This window comes from Clostridium sp. TW13, from assembly GCF_024345225.1.
In the GTDB taxonomy this organism is placed as follows: domain Bacteria; phylum Bacillota; class Clostridia; order Clostridiales; family Clostridiaceae; genus Inconstantimicrobium; species Inconstantimicrobium mannanitabidum.
Genome location: NZ_BROD01000001.1, coordinates 1,134,420 through 1,150,688, shown reverse-complemented (window position 1 = coordinate 1,150,688; position 16,269 = coordinate 1,134,420). Strand labels below are relative to the sequence as shown.

13 protein-coding genes are annotated in these 16,269 nt (G+C 31.9%); 2 read left to right on the top strand and 11 right to left on the bottom strand.

The features are described from left to right. Positions 1–27 precede the first annotated feature (27 nt). Positions 28–234 (bottom strand): alpha/beta-type small acid-soluble spore protein, encoded by a 207-nt coding sequence (locus OCU47_RS05445; protein ID WP_261827580.1) that lies wholly within the window; start codon positions 232–234, stop codon positions 28–30. 484 nt (positions 235–718) lie between these two features. Between OCU47_RS05445 and OCU47_RS05440 the strand changes: the two genes are divergently transcribed. Beyond that, the gene (locus tag OCU47_RS05440; RefSeq protein ID WP_261827579.1) at positions 719–925 is read left to right on the top strand and encodes a hypothetical protein; all 207 of its coding nucleotides are present in this window, start codon (positions 719–721) and stop codon (positions 923–925) included. Between the two features lie 99 nt (positions 926–1,024). Here the strand turns inward: OCU47_RS05440 and OCU47_RS05435 are convergent, their stop codons facing one another. The 4 genes from OCU47_RS05435 to OCU47_RS05420 all read right to left on the bottom strand — a co-directional run bounded on the left by OCU47_RS05435 (position 1,025) and on the right by OCU47_RS05420 (position 5,365). Beyond that, positions 1,025–2,071, bottom strand: a complete 1,047-nt coding sequence (locus tag OCU47_RS05435; protein WP_261827578.1) for a sugar ABC transporter substrate-binding protein — start codon at positions 2,069–2,071, stop codon at positions 1,025–1,027. Positions 2,072–2,236: 165 nt separating this feature from the next. After that, positions 2,237–2,779, bottom strand: coding sequence for a tRNA 5-(aminomethyl)-2-thiouridylate-methyltransferase MnmM (mnmM, locus tag OCU47_RS05430; protein ID WP_261827577.1), 543 nt, complete (start codon positions 2,777–2,779; stop codon positions 2,237–2,239). A gap of 86 nt (positions 2,780–2,865) precedes the next feature. Next, complete coding sequence (gene cypC / locus OCU47_RS05425; protein ID WP_309297438.1) at positions 2,866–4,125, bottom strand: CYP152 family fatty-acid peroxygenase CypC; 1,260 nt, start codon at positions 4,123–4,125, stop codon at positions 2,866–2,868. Positions 4,126–4,216: 91 nt separating this feature from the next. Beyond that, the gene (locus tag OCU47_RS05420; protein WP_261827576.1) at positions 4,217–5,365 is read right to left on the bottom strand and encodes a glycerate kinase family protein; all 1,149 of its coding nucleotides are present in this window, start codon (positions 5,363–5,365) and stop codon (positions 4,217–4,219) included. A 276-nt stretch (positions 5,366–5,641) separates the two neighbouring features. Between OCU47_RS05420 and OCU47_RS05415 the strand changes: the two genes are divergently transcribed. Continuing rightward, positions 5,642–6,400: an EFR1 family ferrodoxin gene (locus tag OCU47_RS05415; RefSeq protein ID WP_261827575.1), complete on the top strand. Its 759-nt coding sequence runs from the start codon at positions 5,642–5,644 to the stop codon at positions 6,398–6,400. Between the two features lie 241 nt (positions 6,401–6,641). On the opposite strand, the gene OCU47_RS05410 is transcribed toward OCU47_RS05415, so the two are convergent. From OCU47_RS05410 to OCU47_RS05385, 6 genes are all read right to left on the bottom strand, one after another. Continuing rightward, positions 6,642–8,399 carry a methyl-accepting chemotaxis protein gene (locus OCU47_RS05410; RefSeq protein WP_261827574.1) on the bottom strand — a complete coding sequence of 586 codons (1,758 nt, stop codon included), beginning with the start codon at positions 8,397–8,399 and terminating at the stop codon, positions 6,642–6,644. Between the two features lie 108 nt (positions 8,400–8,507). After that, positions 8,508–10,259: a glycoside hydrolase family 35 protein gene (locus OCU47_RS05405; protein ID WP_261827573.1), complete on the bottom strand. Its 1,752-nt coding sequence runs from the start codon at positions 10,257–10,259 to the stop codon at positions 8,508–8,510. Positions 10,260–10,568: 309 nt separating this feature from the next. Continuing rightward, a complete protein-coding gene (locus tag OCU47_RS05400) occupies positions 10,569–12,647 on the bottom strand; it encodes a beta-galactosidase (protein ID WP_261827572.1) in 2,079 nt (692 codons plus the stop codon). Between the two features lie 139 nt (positions 12,648–12,786). Continuing rightward, entirely contained in the window at positions 12,787–14,325 is a 1,539-nt protein-coding gene (locus OCU47_RS05395) for an ABC transporter substrate-binding protein (RefSeq protein WP_261827571.1), read from the bottom strand. Between the two features lie 49 nt (positions 14,326–14,374). Further along, complete coding sequence (locus OCU47_RS05390) at positions 14,375–15,265, bottom strand: carbohydrate ABC transporter permease (protein WP_261827570.1); 891 nt, start codon at positions 15,263–15,265, stop codon at positions 14,375–14,377. Between the two features lie 18 nt (positions 15,266–15,283). Further along, a complete protein-coding gene (locus OCU47_RS05385) occupies positions 15,284–16,216 on the bottom strand; it encodes an ABC transporter permease (protein WP_261827569.1) in 933 nt (310 codons plus the stop codon). Between the last annotated feature and the right edge of the window lie 53 nt (positions 16,217–16,269).

Sequence of the window (16,269 nt, the reverse complement as noted above, 5' to 3'; positions counted from 1 at the left end):
TTTTTATTTTTATTATTTATTTAGTTTTTATAGTCCTTGTTCGTAAGTTTCTATCATGTGTTTAACCATGTATCCACCTACAGTTCCATTTTGTCTAGAAGAAAGGTTTCCCTTATCTAGAGTTTCATAATCACTTAATCCAACTTCTGATGCAACCTCAGTTTTTAATGCGTTTAAACCTTGTTTTGCTCCTGGTACTAAAGTTCTGTTTGATCCACTATTGTTTGATGCCATAATACATCGTCCTCCTTTAGTTAATTATTTATTGGATGCTATTATCTTTAGCATTTTGAAAAAATATAATCTATTTAAATGATGGAAAACATAGTATTAAAGAGCTTTTTTTAGATAAGATTAGCTTTTTTTCTTTTTTCCATATACTTTGGTACATTAATACTTCTATGAAGTCTTAAATATTTTTCTTTAGGCATTTACATAACAATTAAACTTGTAAATCTTAAACTCTGCTTTTTTACTATTATCTCTTACTTATTCATAACATGACTTTGATGAAAAGTATTTCTTAATTCCTATATATAAACTACGAAGAAATTATTAAGAAAATCTGCCATAATTCTAATTAAACCCTAAATATTTCTCGTATTAATAAGTTTATATTTCAAATAATAATTATGTAACTAAATTAAATTCTTAGTTACGTTTTTCTCCAAAATATTAAATTCAATTTTTCAAAATCATCATATAAGGAGTGATTATTATGGATAAAGAAAAAATATCACCTATTCCAGCACGAGGAGATTACCCTGAAGGAATTTCACCTGATCCACATTCAAAGGGAGCTAGCAAGGATGAAACTGAAGCTTTAAAGGATCTTTATCTTCCAAACTCAAAAGCCGACCATAGTCCAAGCGAAGAAAATATTGATCGCGCAAATGGATTAAATCCCTCTACACCACATTATTAAAACTATGCTTATATATAAATAAAATAAGCCCATATCAATTATCTTTATTGATATGGGCTTATGATAAAAATTTACATAACAAAAATATCATTACAACAACTAGTATCCCCGATATACATCTTCTTTTTTCAAATAGCCACTGTCAATCAGAACTTTGTCTATATTGCTTTTATCTACAAGCATAGGCTGAATTAGAATTGTAGGTACATTCCTCTTGCCATTATTTGTAGTTGTATCTGTAACTAACGTTTCATTATCTGCTAATTTTACTGCAACATCTATTGCAGCTTTTGCTAATTCTCTTGTATCTTTAAATACTGTCATTGACTGAGTTCCTTCAATTATTCTTCTAACAGCTTCTATATCTGCATCTTGCCCTGTCACCGCTACCTTTCCCGCTAATCCTTGTTCTTGCAACGCTTGAATTGCAGCTCCTGCTGTAGCATCATTAGGTGCTAATATTGCATCTATTTTATTATTATTTTTGGCTAAAGCTGCTTTAACTACATCATAGGCAATGCTTGGCACCCATCCTTTAATTACTGCATCTTCAACTATCTTTATGTTGCCTACAAAAACTAAAGGCTGTATAAATTCCATTGCTCCTTCTTTGAAGTTAACATCTGGGTCTCCTGACATAATAACATAATTTCCTCTTGGAACCTTTGAAACAAGATACTGTCCTTGCAGTTCACCAACCCTTAACCCATTAAAAGCAACAAAAGCATCTATATCACTATTTTTTAATAACAAATCATAATCTACTACCTTAATCCCTGCTTTATGAGCTTTTTCAACAAGCTCAATTCCTGTTACGGGATCTAAGGGTAGAATTATCAATACATTTACTCCCTGTGAAATCAAATTTTCTACTTGTTGAACTTGCTTATTCACATCAAAATCTGCACTTTCGAACTTTATAGTAATATTTTTTTCTTTTGCATATGCTTCCATAGCCTGTCTATCTCTAATCCATCTTTCTTCTCTTTGATTAGGTAGAGATACTCCAATAACTAATCCTCCTTGCCTATTCAAATTATTGAAATAATCTTTCTTTAAATGTCTACTATGAACAATTAATTCTAATATATCTATATCAACATAATGAACTGGCATAAAAAAACTATCTGGTATGGATAGATACATATTTATCACCTATTTATCAATTCATTTATCTATTAATTAGTATATTTACGTTCTTGCAATCTGATACTACATTAGCAATGATAAATATAAACTAATGAGGCTGGTACAAAATAATTAATACTTTGTACCAGCCTTGCTATGTTGCAAACTTATATTAAATTAATATTATTTCTTTTCAACAACAATTAAAATAGGTGACTCCTCACTCCTATTAAAAAAACTATGATACATGACTCCAAACTTAGATTTAGGCAATAAACCCAAATAGGGTAAAATAATATTTTCTTCTTCTTTTCCTTCTTCATGCCCTCTATAAAGACAGATTGTCATTATTCCACCATGACTTAACAACTCAAGCCCTTCTTTTATACTTGTAAAAGATGTTTCACACTTTGTTGTAATATTTTTATCTCCACCAGGCAAAAATCCCAAATTGTACATAATACAATCAACAGGCTCGTCCACATATTGTTTTAATAAATGATGGGAATCATTTATTATTGTAACATTATCAGATTTTCTTTTAATATATCCATCACAGGCAGATTTTTGAATTTCGAATGAATAAACTTTTTTAAAAGTATTTGAAAGAAAATCTGTATCATACCCATTACCTAAAGTTGCATCTATTGCTACTTCTTTATTTTCTAAAAACTCTTTTATGATATGATGGGAAATTATACTTATATCCCCAACATATTTGAACATACTTTCATCTCCTCAAATAAGTACAATGTTTCAAACAATAATTTCCCATATATTTTAACATAAAATAACTATTAATTTAATGCTGATTATATTTTTCTTCTAATGTTCTTTATCACAAAGCCACTATTAGGCAACGTAGGAATTCTAGACAAGCTATACTTTAAATCCTGTTCTGGAACTACAAATTCAATCTTATTAACAAGAAAATCCAAACTTGTTTTCATGATTTCTATTGTAATGCCTTCTCCTGGACATCTATGCCCTTTTGCAGGGTTTCCTCCCCCTTGTGGAATAAAATCAAATAGCTGATCCTTTCGTTCCATAAAACGCTCAGGTTTAAATTCTTCTGGATTATTCCATATCCTATGATCATGATCTGTACCATAAACATCAAGTAATACCAGAGTTCCTTCCTTAAACACACAGTCATTCCAAATGAAATCCTTTTTGGCCCTTGCACCTAAGAATGGAGTAAAGGGATAGAATCGTCTAACTTCTTGGACAAAAGCCTTAATATACTTTTCATCTCCAACTGATATTCTTCTTTCACATTCAGGATTTTCATATAAAGCTAAAGCTTCAAAAGTAATATATGTAGCTATAGCTACTATAGGTCTTAATATATTAATAAGTTCTACTGCAGCTATCTGGGAATTCATGAGTCCACCATAAAATTCTCTATGATATGCCATTACAAAAAGCGGTGTTCCTTCGGCTACTAACAATCTACCCGTTCTTACATCCTCTACTACACTTCTTATCCAATCTTCTGTTCTAGATCTCGCTCTTTTCCCTTTCCAATATCTAGGACCAACACCCCCAAATCCATCTACCATTGAGTAAAAATCATCTGCTCTATACTTTACATCAGATTCATTTAATGGAACTCCAGCCCAAAAGCACGCTACCTTGCATAGAATCTCTTTTACTTCATCAAATAATACTATTGATTCTGCGCCCTTCCATTTACTTATTGAATTTTCCCATTCCTTCATTACAAGGTCAGCAAGTTTTTTTTCATTGGCTTCTGTCATCTGTGACATGAAAAGTTGTTTCCTTTTAGCATGCTCTGTGCCATCCATTGATTGTACAGTATGCATACCAAACAATGTTTTTTGAACTCTCTTTGGTGCCACACCTTTTCTCATAAAAAGTTCCTCATTATAAAAAAGTTTTGAAGCCTCCTCTCCACTCATACAAATTACTTTTTCTCCAAGTAAATGAGTTTCAAATATGCCACAATGAAATTCATCCATTCTATTTTTAATGAAAAGATACCCATCTTTCATTAAGCTAAGAGTACTATCAAGACTTTTATCATGTACAACCTGTTCTTTCATTAACATAAATCTCTCTCCTTCTGTGATGATTGAAAAATATATTTGTGAAATTATAGAAATTTTCTTTGTGGCTTTAGTGTTTCTCAACATTAGAAAATTATTCATGTAATAAATCAATAAGTCTTATTATATTTTCAGCTGTACTCTCAATATTCTCTTGACCTTTGATTAAAGCTTCATCTATTGAAGTCGCTCCTTTTAGGATGCCAAATATAGAATCAATTCCTTTTTCATATAAGCATTCTATACCTTCACCAACTCTTCCAGCTAGTGCAATTACTGGCTTATTGTATTTTTTAGCTACTGTAGCCACTCCTAAAGGTGTCTTTCCATATTGAGTTTGGAAATCAATACTTCCTTCTCCCGTCCAAACCATATCAGCATCTTTAATCTTTTCTTCAAGGCCAGAATACTCTATTACCATTTCTATTCCTTTTTTTAAAGTTCCATTTAGGAAGGCCATAAGACCAGCACCTAATCCCCCTGCTGCCCCAGAGCCTGGTTCATCTAGAACATCCTTACCAAGTTGGGCTTTGATTATCTGTGCATAATGTTTTAAGTTTCTATCTAGTATTTCCACCATTTCTTTAGTTGCTCCTTTTTGTGGTCCGAACACATTTGAAGCTCCTCTCTCTCCACATAATGGATTATTAACGTCACAAGCTACCTCTATTGTTACTTCTTTTAATCGAGAATCTAAATTAGTTAAATCAATTTTATGTAATTTTCCTAACTCTTCACCACCAAAGCCTATTTCTTTCCCTTCTTCATCTAATAACTTACCACCTAAAGCTTGTATAACTCCAGCACCACCATCATTTGTGGCGCTTCCACCAATCCCTATCAATAACTTTTTCACGCCATGGTCTAGGCAATATTTTATAAGCTCACCAGTACCATAAGTTGTAGTTATTAGCGGATTTCTTTTTTCCGTAGGTACAAGTTGTATACCACTTGCACTAGCCATTTCTATTACTCCTATTTTCCCTGTTCCTAATATCCCATATTGAGCTTCTACTTCATTTCCAAGCGGACCAGTCACACTAACCGAATGCACTTCACCATTAGTTGCATCTACTAATGACTGCATAGTTCCTTCTCCTCCATCAGCCATAGGTATATGCACACAAGTAATTTTTCTATTTGCTTTCTTTATTCCTCTTTCCATTGCTGCACAAACTTCTTTTGCTGTCATACTTTCTTTGAAAGAATCTGGTGCTAATGCAATCACTAAATCTTTTTTCATCTCGATTCTCCTAACCTAAATTATTTATTATTTTAATATTAGCACTATGGATACTACTATTCTAGTAAACCATTCTCTCTCTTATTAACATTCTATTTGCTTAAAAAAAGTACAAAAGACTACTATTAATATTAAGTAGGTATAATTTTCCCCTCTAATAGCAGTAATTGGTTCAAATTTGAATTATTCTTTAAGATTCATAATTATTATAGACACTACAAATTAAATTGATTAAAATTATCCTTATATAGCATGAACTTTGGAAGGAGAATTTCAATGATATTTTATTTTTCTGGCACTGGAAATTCCTTATGGGCCGCTGAAAAACTCTCTATTTCTCTAAATGAAGAACTTATCTCTATATCAGATGCAATAAAAGATAATAATTATGAATATACACTTGCTGATGATGAAATGATTGGTTTTGTGTTTCCTATTTATGCATGGGATGCACCTAAATTTGTAATTGATTTTATAGATAAACTTAAATTAAAGAACTGCAATGCTAATTATACTTTTGCAGTTAGTACATGTGAGGCTAATGTTGGGCTTACCATAAAAAATTTAAGCAAAACTTTAGAATACAAGTGTTTAAAATTAAATAGTGGTTTTTCACTGCTTATGCCTAGTAACTACAACATACTTTATATAACAAAATCAGAAAACTCAATAGATTCTATATTAGATATGGCAGAGCAAAAACTTGAGGAAATAAGCACAATTATTAAAAAACGAGAAGATAAGATTGAAGTTGTTTTGGGACAATTTGCATTTTTGAAAACTAAATTAGTTAATCCCTTATTTATTAAGTATGGACTTAATACAAAAAAATTCTTTGCCAATGAAGCTTGTGTATCTTGTGGTCTTTGCGAAAGAATTTGTCCTACAAATAATATTAAATTAGAAGGAAAACCAATATGGGGAAGCAATTGCACTCAATGCTTAGGTTGTATTAACAGATGTCCTAAGCAAGCTATCCAATATGGAAAGAATTCAAAGGATAAGCCTAGATATTATAATCCTAGGTGCAAATAAGTATAAACCAAAAGAATCTCTAGTTACTAATATCACTAGAGATTCTTTTTATAACTTCTTATCAAGTTCAACTAAGATTCAGGTGGGGTTTGATCCCCATCTGAATCTTAGTTGAACTTATCCAGGAGCGTGCAGCCGTTATCTCCAACTTAAAGAAGTTGGAGTGTTACGGATGCTAGCTATCGGATAAAATTTATTTAATCACATGCTAATTCATTATATACAACATTTTAGCACATAATTAATTTCTAATCGTAAATTTTCTTATCATTGTATTCAAGGCTTCAACTTGTGCTGTTAATTCCTCACTTGCTGCAGCACTTTCTTCGGCTATTGCTGAATTTGATTGAACAACATCTGAAATTTGTATTATTCCATCATTTATTTGCTTAATAGCTTGTGCTTGTTCTTCAGATGCAACTGTAATATCATTAACTAATCCTGTAGTTTCATTCACATTATCTGCTACTTGAAACAAGTTTATTGCTGTATTATCTGCCAATAATCTTCCTTGGTTTACAGCCTGCATACTTATATTGATAAGTTTTGCAGTTTGCTTTGCTGCTTCTGCACTTTGATTAGCTAATTTTCTTACCTCTTCTGCTACCACTGCAAAACCTTTTCCTGCTTCACCAGCTCTAGCTGCCTCTATTGATGCATTTAGCGCAAGCAAATTGGTTTCTTCTGCTATATCATCAATAGTAACAATAATACTGCTGATATCTTTAGACGCTCTTTCAATATCATCAATTGCATTTACTACTTCCTTCATCTGATTTGTACTTTGCTCAATATTACTTACTAATTTATGTGTAATTTCATTAGTATTTGCTGCATTTTTAGCATTTCTATCTATTTTTTCACTTACCTCTTGCATTGAGGCTGAAAGTTCTTCTATAATACTCGCCTGCTCTGTTGCCCCCTCTGATAAAACTATTGAGGTGCCAGCAACCTGCTCTGATCCAGTATTAACTTGTTTTGAGGCTTCATTAAATTCATTAAACACTTCATTCAAAGAATCTAAAATAGTATTTATAGAATCTTCTAATTCTATGAAATCCCCTTTATATTCAACTTTAGTAGCTATATCTAGATTTCCCTTTGAAATACTTTCCAAAATATCTGATATTTCATAAATATAACTTCTAAGACTTGTTATCATTATAGAAAATGAATTTGCTAATTCTCCAATTTCATCCTCTGAGGATATATCTATTGAAACATCTAATTCTCCCTTTGAGATTTTTTCTGCTACCTTTGCTATTTCCTTTATAGGATTTCCTATAATTTTAGATAGATACATTGCTAAACGTACAGTAAATATACAAGCTATTGCTATTGCTAGTACAATAATTACACTTGCTATTATCTGCATCATTTTTAGCTTGTCTACAACCTTATTGCCTGTATTGATACTTGCTTTCATAAGATTTGAGATATCATCAGTTATTTGATTCATCATAGGTGTAGCTTTTTCTCTAAGTGATTTTAATGCTTCATCACTCTTTTTTGCCATGCTCAAATTTATAACTTCAATCTTAACCACTTGGTACTGTGCTATATCATATGAAATTTTATTAAATAACTGCTTGTTGTCTTTTGCTATTTCAGATTTCTCAAGTTCTGAAATTGATTTTTGAATTCTGCTAATACAATTATCAAGTTCATCTGTAGCCTTAGTTGCTTCATTTGTGTCTTTTAACATTATAACATCTCTTATAATTGATTTAGAATCCTCAACTTCCATTCCAAGTTTTCCAATTGTACCTTGAGAAAATCCATAATTATTTAGCGCATATTTATAATCACTATTAGTTTTTTGTAAGAAAACTAAGCCTAATCCTCCACATATAACTGTGAGAACTGCTATAAGCATAAATGCTAATAATAACTTCTTTTTAATTGGTAGTCTTTTGTAGTTTGAAATTTTCATTGTTGGTAATCTCAAAATCTTAGTAGCTTTTATCCCGAAAAATTTTTTATTGCCTATAACTTTCATAAATTCCACCTCTATACGTAATTAATCTTTTGCATTTACCATTTTTACAATTGATTGTACATCTCAACATCCACTTTTCCTAGAAAACCAGATATTTTCTAAGTTGGACTAACCTAAGTCAGGTACACCTACTAACTCTATATAGTTACCTGTTCTTCCTTCAGTTTCAAACACAATAAACTCATTCTTTCCCTTCTTCAATAAAGGTGCAGGAATATATAGAGTTTTTTGAGGTCCTATTTCCCAAAAACGTCCTATATTAAAATTATTTACGAAGACACATCCCTTGCCCCATCCATCAAGTCTTAAAAATGTATCTCCAAGCTCTTCAATATCAAGTTCAAATTTATAGAAAGCTGGAACTCCTGTCTCATAGCCTAATTCAAAGTTCACCTTATCCATATTATTAAGTGGTAACGTATAATGATCCCATCCTGCATGTGCATGCTTATCGATTACAACACCATAATCTATTCCTTTTCTTTGCCAATTAAGCTTTTCACTAAAATTAACTCGTCCCATATTTTCAACTAGTATATCAATTATATTATTCTCTTCTTTGTCCAAAGTTAAATCTACACTTTTTCCCAGCTCAAGGCCATATTGAGTTAATACTTCCTTCTGATTTACATATATCTTTGCCCTATCATTAGCACCTACGAGCCTAAAATTTTCTGCTTTTCTTCCTCTTCCAACATTAGATCTATAAAGAATATATCCATAATTTTGTCCTAGCTTTTCCATAGACAATGTAAAGTCTGAATACTTTGCAGAAGAAATAGTCTCTAAAGTATTAAAAAGTGTAACTTTTTCTTTTACTACTAGTTTTCCATAGGATTTCTTTTCAATTTTTGTTGAGAATTTTACTTCTGGTATATCAACATATTTTCCAATAACTTTTTTACATTCTTTATATTTAGGTGTTATATCACCACACTCCGATATTGGAGCATCATAATCATAAGAAGTTATATCTGCTTCTAACTTATCGTAATTATTGGCTCCATTCATGAATCCAAAGTTTGTTCCACCATGAAACATATAAAAATTAACATGTCCATCCTTTAATATCTTATCTAGTTCCTCTGCAGTTTCTTTTGCATCTCTTTTGCTTATATTCCCCCCCCAAGGAGTGAACCATCCATTCCAAAATTCCATACACATAAGTGGTCCATCAGCTATCACTCTTCTCAATTTTTCAAAATGTTCTTCAGTCTTTGAACCAAAATTGGCTGTTGGAAGCACCTCATTGGTATTAAACATTCCTGACTCTAAAGCTTCACCCCAAGTACCATCTGAAGTGACAAATGGAACTACAGCTCCATGCTTTCTCATTAAATCATTTAGAGTTTGCAGATATCTTTTGTCATTGCCGAAATAGCCATATTCATTTTCTACCTGCATCATTATTATTGGGCCACCATAATTAACTTGAAGGGGCGTTAGTATTTTGAATAATTCCTTATAATATTCATCAAGATGCCTTAAAAAAGGCTCATATGTTGTTCTCAGTCTCATGCCATCTTCTGCAAGAAGCCAAGCTGGAAGTCCTCCAAATTCCCATTCTGCACAAATATAATGTGATGGTCTAATGATTACGAAAAGTCCTAGCTCCTGAGCTATTTCTATAAACTTCTTTATATCTAAGATTCCTTCAAAATTAAAATGTCCTTTATATTCCTCATGCTTATTCCATGGCACATAAGTTTCTACTACATTACAGCCCATAGCCTTTAGCTTCTCAAGTCTGTCTCTCCAATATTCTGGAACTACTCTAAAATAATGTATTGAACCTGAAATAATTTTCATTGGACTTCCATTTAAATAAAAGTTATCTTTAATCTCAAATATATTTTCCATTACTTTTTCCTCCCTTCTTTATCAAGTGAAACTTGATTCAGGTGGGGTTTGATTCCCATCTGAATCTTAGTTGAACTTATCCAGGAGCGTGCAGCCGTTATCTCCAACTTAAAGAAATTGGAGTTTTACGGATGCTAGCTATCGGATAAAAGCTCTAATTCTTCAGCAACCTAAGGGCATTTCCTCCTTTGAAGCCTAGAAAGGATTGTCTTCATTAATAGTAGGCACCTGAAAGTACATAGGTTTATATGCTATCCTAGGATAACTTATTATCTATTTCCAGATGCCATATATTAATCTTAAACTAATTTATTGCTTTAAAATCTTAACCCCATACTTCTCTAGAGTTACTTTATTAACCACCTTATCACCAGAAAGCATGTCTATATATTCTTCTTTTCCTAATTCAACTTCTTTTGCTTCTTCATTAAAGTTCATTATAAAAGTAAACTTGTTATCTTTGTTGCTACGCATTTGAGCTGTAACGCCCTTAGGTAACTTTCCATCAACAACACTCTTAATGCCTAAATCATTAATTAACTTTGAATAGAAGTCATTATTAAATTCTTCTCCAGTTCTTGCTGCTATATAGTAAGCCTTTCCTTCACCGTATCTATTTACAGTTACTGCTGGCATATCTGCATAGAAATCACTCTTATACACTGCAAGCACTTCTGCTGTCTCAGCATGGATTAAATCACAATATTCCTTTACTTCATAAGTTCCTTTTAAGTTCTCCATGTTATTAGCTTTAAATTCTATATGATTTACTTCATTATCATATAAAGAATCTATTTCTTCTGACCAAATTCCTGTAACTTCTCTTAATGGTCCTGGGAATCCACCTAAGAAACAAAGATCATTTTCATCAACAATTCCACTCCAATATGTTGTTACAAATGTTCCACCATTCTTTACAAATTCATTGATTCTATCAGCAACATTTGGACGAACCATATAAAGCATTGGTGCTATAACAAGGTCATATTCTGATAAATCACAGTCCATGTTAATTACATCTACTGATACTCCATTTTCCCAGAAAACCTTATAAGCTGCTTGGCAACTTTCTACGTATCCTCTATGTTTCTTTAAACCTTGTAAATCGTCTATAGCCCATCTGTTTTCAACATCATATATTATTGCTACCTTTGACTCTGCAGTTGCACCTTGAATTTCTTTTATTTTATTTAAAACCTCTCCAACCTCAGTTACTTCTCTGAATACTCTAGTATTTTCATGACCACAATGATCCACTACAGCACCATGGAATTTTTCTGAAGCTCCTCTTCCTTTTCTCCATTGGAAGTATAAAACTGAATCTGCTCCATGAGCTACCCCTTGCATTGATGATAATAAATGCATTCCTGGACGTTTTAACTTATTTGTATCATGCCAGTTTACTAAGCTTGGAGTACTTTCCATAACTAAAAATGGTTGTCCACCTCTTAATGATCTGTATATATCATGTACGAAACCAACATTTGCAGCTAACTCTTCAGTAGTTTCAAAATCATTATGCCATGCAGGATAATTGTCCCAAGATAAAACATCTACTTCCTTAGCAAATTTCCAATAATCTAATCCTAAGAATAATTCCATATGTGGATATGCACCCATGAAATTAGCTGTAACAGGTACATTAGGTGTTATTTCTCTTATTGGTGCAATTTCATTCTTGTAAAAATCTATTGTTTGATCTGTAACAAATCTTTGCCAATCTAAATTGTGACCATGTACACAATTTTCACCTAGTGGAGATGGACTTTCTATTTGTGACCAGCTGGTAAATTTATGACTCCAAAATCCTGTCCACCATGATGCATTTAATTTATCCAAATTATTATCATATTTTTTCTTAAGCCAGTTTCTAAAAGCATCTTGGCAAAGAGGACAATGGCACTCTCCACCATATTCATTAGAAATATGCCACATTATTAAAGCTGGATGATCCTTATATCTTTCAGCTAAAAGTCTATTTATATTATAAGTTTTTTCTCTATATACTGGTGAAGTGAAGCAGTGATTATGTCTGCATCCATGAAGATTTTTAGTTCTGTCTCTGTTTACTCTTAAGACTTCAGGATATTTTTCTGACATCCAAGCAGGTCTTGCACCACTTGGTGTAGCCAAAATTACATGGACATTGTTTGCTGCCATATCATCCATGATTTTATCTAGCCATTCAAATGTATATCTTCCTTCTTCTGGTTCTATTGCACTCCATCCAAAAATATTTATAGAAACACAATTACAATTTGCTAATTTTAAAAGACGAACATCTTCCTTAAGTATTTCTGGATAATCTAACCATTGATCTGGATTATAATCTCCTCCATGTAAAAGTCCCTTTATTTTGCTATTAAGAACTGGAAATTCCTTTTTCATCGATTTTGCCTCCTATATCTTGACATTATCTTTTTCTTTTTAAAATTTATATTTACTCAATCTTCTCTTTATGTAAACCAATGGCAGATGACCATTTCTTTAGAATCAGAATCATCTGCCACTATATGCTATATTTTAATTATTTATTGTATTGAGCAACGTAATCTTTAGCTTGAGTCTTACATGCTTCTAATATCTTATCAAAACCTGCTTCTGTTAATTTTGCTCTATATTGTTTTATAGCAGCATCAACATCGTCTACCATTCCTAAATCTATAGGAACTCCATATTGAGTTATAACATTTCCTACAGCAGCCATTTCATTCTTAACTTTAGAATCATCAAATGAGAATGAAGCTAATGGATTAGTTACAGTATCATTCTTCTTCCAACCATCTGTTATTTGTTTAACTATTGCTGGTTCATCTGAAGCTGTACGAGCTATTTTAGTTGTATACCAACCCCAAGGACATACATTTGTAGCAGGGAAGTTTGCAGTTGCACTTAAAGTCTTGTACTTATTATCTCCATCTGCATCCCAGTGAGTTCCTTTTACACCATACCAAGTTAATTCATTTATATCTTTGTCATATTTTAATAGATCGATTGCCATTAAAGCTCTTTCAGGGTTTTTAGAAATAGCATTGATTGCCATACCATTGTTAACAAAAGGTTGAACTGTTCTCTTTATTCCTGCACTTAAATCAACAACTTGTGCATCCCATGATGGATTAGCTTTGTTCATTTGTTGAACTGCATTAGCTACACTACCTGTATTCCAAACCATACTTGCAGTCTTACCTGCTATAAAGTCAGCATCTCTTGTTGCTTTACTTGAAATTGAGTCACTTGCCCAATATCCCTTCTTGGCAAATTCTTTCATTTTAGCTGCATATTCTTTGTATTGTGGAGTGTCTACAAATGCAAATACATTTCCTGACTTGTCATTTACATCGAATCCAATTGATGGTGTTGGAGCACCATTTACTGTTGTAAATCCGTTCTTTTCTAACATATATGGCCATTGAAGATTTTGACCACCACCGTTTGCAATTACCTTAACTCCACTTGCTGAATCCTTAGCTACTGCTTCTGTATATTTTTCATAATCAGCATAAGTTTTAATTGAATCTATTCCGTATTTCTTCATTAGATCTCCTCTAACTCCGAATACGTTAGTACCATATTCTTCTCTATCACTTGGTACCATATAAACTTTTCCATTTATTTTTGCTTGTTTCCATGCATCCTTAGGTTCATTTTGATATGTATTTGGTGCATACTTCTTAATCATATCATCTGTTAATTCATAGAAACCATTCTTAGTTGCTACTTGGCTATAATATCCCCAGCCTGTAGCTGTAAATATTAAGTCAAAATTTTCACCTGATTGGAATAATAATTGATACTTTGTTGCCATGTCAGACCATGGTAAAAAGCTAACATCTAATGTTGCATTGATTTTTTTCTTCATTATATCATTTACTTTTCCATATACAGTATCGAAATCCTTTGGTTTATCACCGATAAGGTACATTTTTAATTTAACTGCTTCTAATTTAGATGGATCTGAAATATCTACATCTTTGCTTTTGCTGCCACAGCCCATCATAAGAGCTCCAGCAAGTACTACTGTTAATCCAATAGAAACCATTCTTTTAATATTTTTTCTAATCATTTTTCTCTTCCCCCTAAATAATAATTTTATATATATTAAAGAATAAAATTTATTCCTTAACTGCTCCTAAAGTTATACCTGATACAAAGTATTTTTGTATGAATGGGTATACTAAAATTATTGGTCCAGTTACTATAACTGTAAGCGCCATCTTTAATGACTCACTAGGCAAGTTAATAACTGCCCCAACATTTCCTCCATTTTTACCTACAATATTTTTATATGCTTCAACGCTATTAACTGTTTTATATAAATAATATTGAAGTGAATATAGTTTATCATTATTAATAAATAACATACTATTATACCAATCATTCCAATATCCTATTGCTATGAATAATCCAACTGTTGCAAGTGCTGGTTTTGCTAAAGGTAATATTACCTTTAAAAATATTTGAAAATCTCCTGCACCATCAATAGTTGCTGCTTCAACAAGTGCATTTGGTATACCAGCTAAATAGCTTCTCATAAGAATTATATTAAATACACTAAGCATTGGTGGTAATAGTAATGCTAAATAACTATCTTTTAAGTCAAGATATCTTACCATTAATATAAACCATGGTACAAGTCCACCACTAAATAATGTAGTGAAGTAGAAGAAGAATGAGAATTTATTTCTCCATTTAAAGTCTTTTCTTTGAAGAACATACGCTGTCATTGTTACAATAAATAAACCAATTGCTGTTCCTATGACAGTTAAACTTACTGTAACGCCATATGCTCTAAGTATTGCCACTGGATCCTTTAATGCAAGTTTGTATGCTGCTAAAGAAAATTTATGAGGAAAAAGTGAGAATCCATTAGCGATAATCTCTTTTTCATCTGTAAATGATCCAACTACAACAAGTGCAAAAGGAATCAAACACAACAATGCTATTATTGTTATTAATGCATAACTTATTACATTAAATATTTTTTGATCTGAAGTCTTTTTCATATTACGTTCCACCTCCTGTTAGAATAAAGAACTATCTTTATCATAACGTTTGACTAAAAAGTTACTTACCATTACAGTTATAAAACAAAATACTGATTGGTATAAACAAGATGCTGCTGACATTCCAACTTCACCAGATTGAATTAATGATCTAAATGTAAATGTATCTATAACATCTGTTGCATTAAATAGAGGTCCATTATTTCCTACCAGCTGATAGAACATTTGGAAGTCTCCTCTAAATATATTTCCTATTGCAAGCAATGTAAGTATTATCATTGTTGGCATTAAGCTTGGGATTGTGATCTTAAAAATTCTTTGGAAAATAGTTGCGCCATCAATTTTAGCTGCTTCGTAAATTCCTGAATCTATTCCCATGATTGCTGCAAGATATAATACTGTACCATATCCAACATTCTTCCAAGCTGATATAAATACTATAATAAATGGCCACAAATATGCTTTACCATAGAAGTTAACTTTTCCTGATCCAATTTTAGCTAGGAATGCATTTATTGTTCCACTTTCAACATTTAAAAGATTGTATGCGATTACACCAACTACAACCCAAGAAATGAAGTAAGGTAAAAACATTGCTGTTTGAGCAAGCTTCTTGAACCACTTTTTGGCTACTTCTGATATTAATATTGCCATTCCCATTTGCAATACTGTGTTAACTATAATAAATGCTGTATTATAAAGGATTGTATTTCTTGTTACTATAAATGCTTGTCCTGATAAAAAGAAATATTTGAAATTATCAAATCCTACCCAAGGGCTTCCAAAGATTCCATCTCTAAAGTTATAATTCTTAAAAGCTAAGATTGTTCCAACCATAGGAACATAACTAAATACGATGAAATAAATCAAAGCTGGTATTAACATTATTAGTAAAACTTTATTTCTTTTAATCTCGTTTCCGAATGACCTTTTCTTAATTCCTTTCTCCATTTGTATCCCCCTTCTTGCTATAACGTTTTCATCCACAACACAATAATATCACC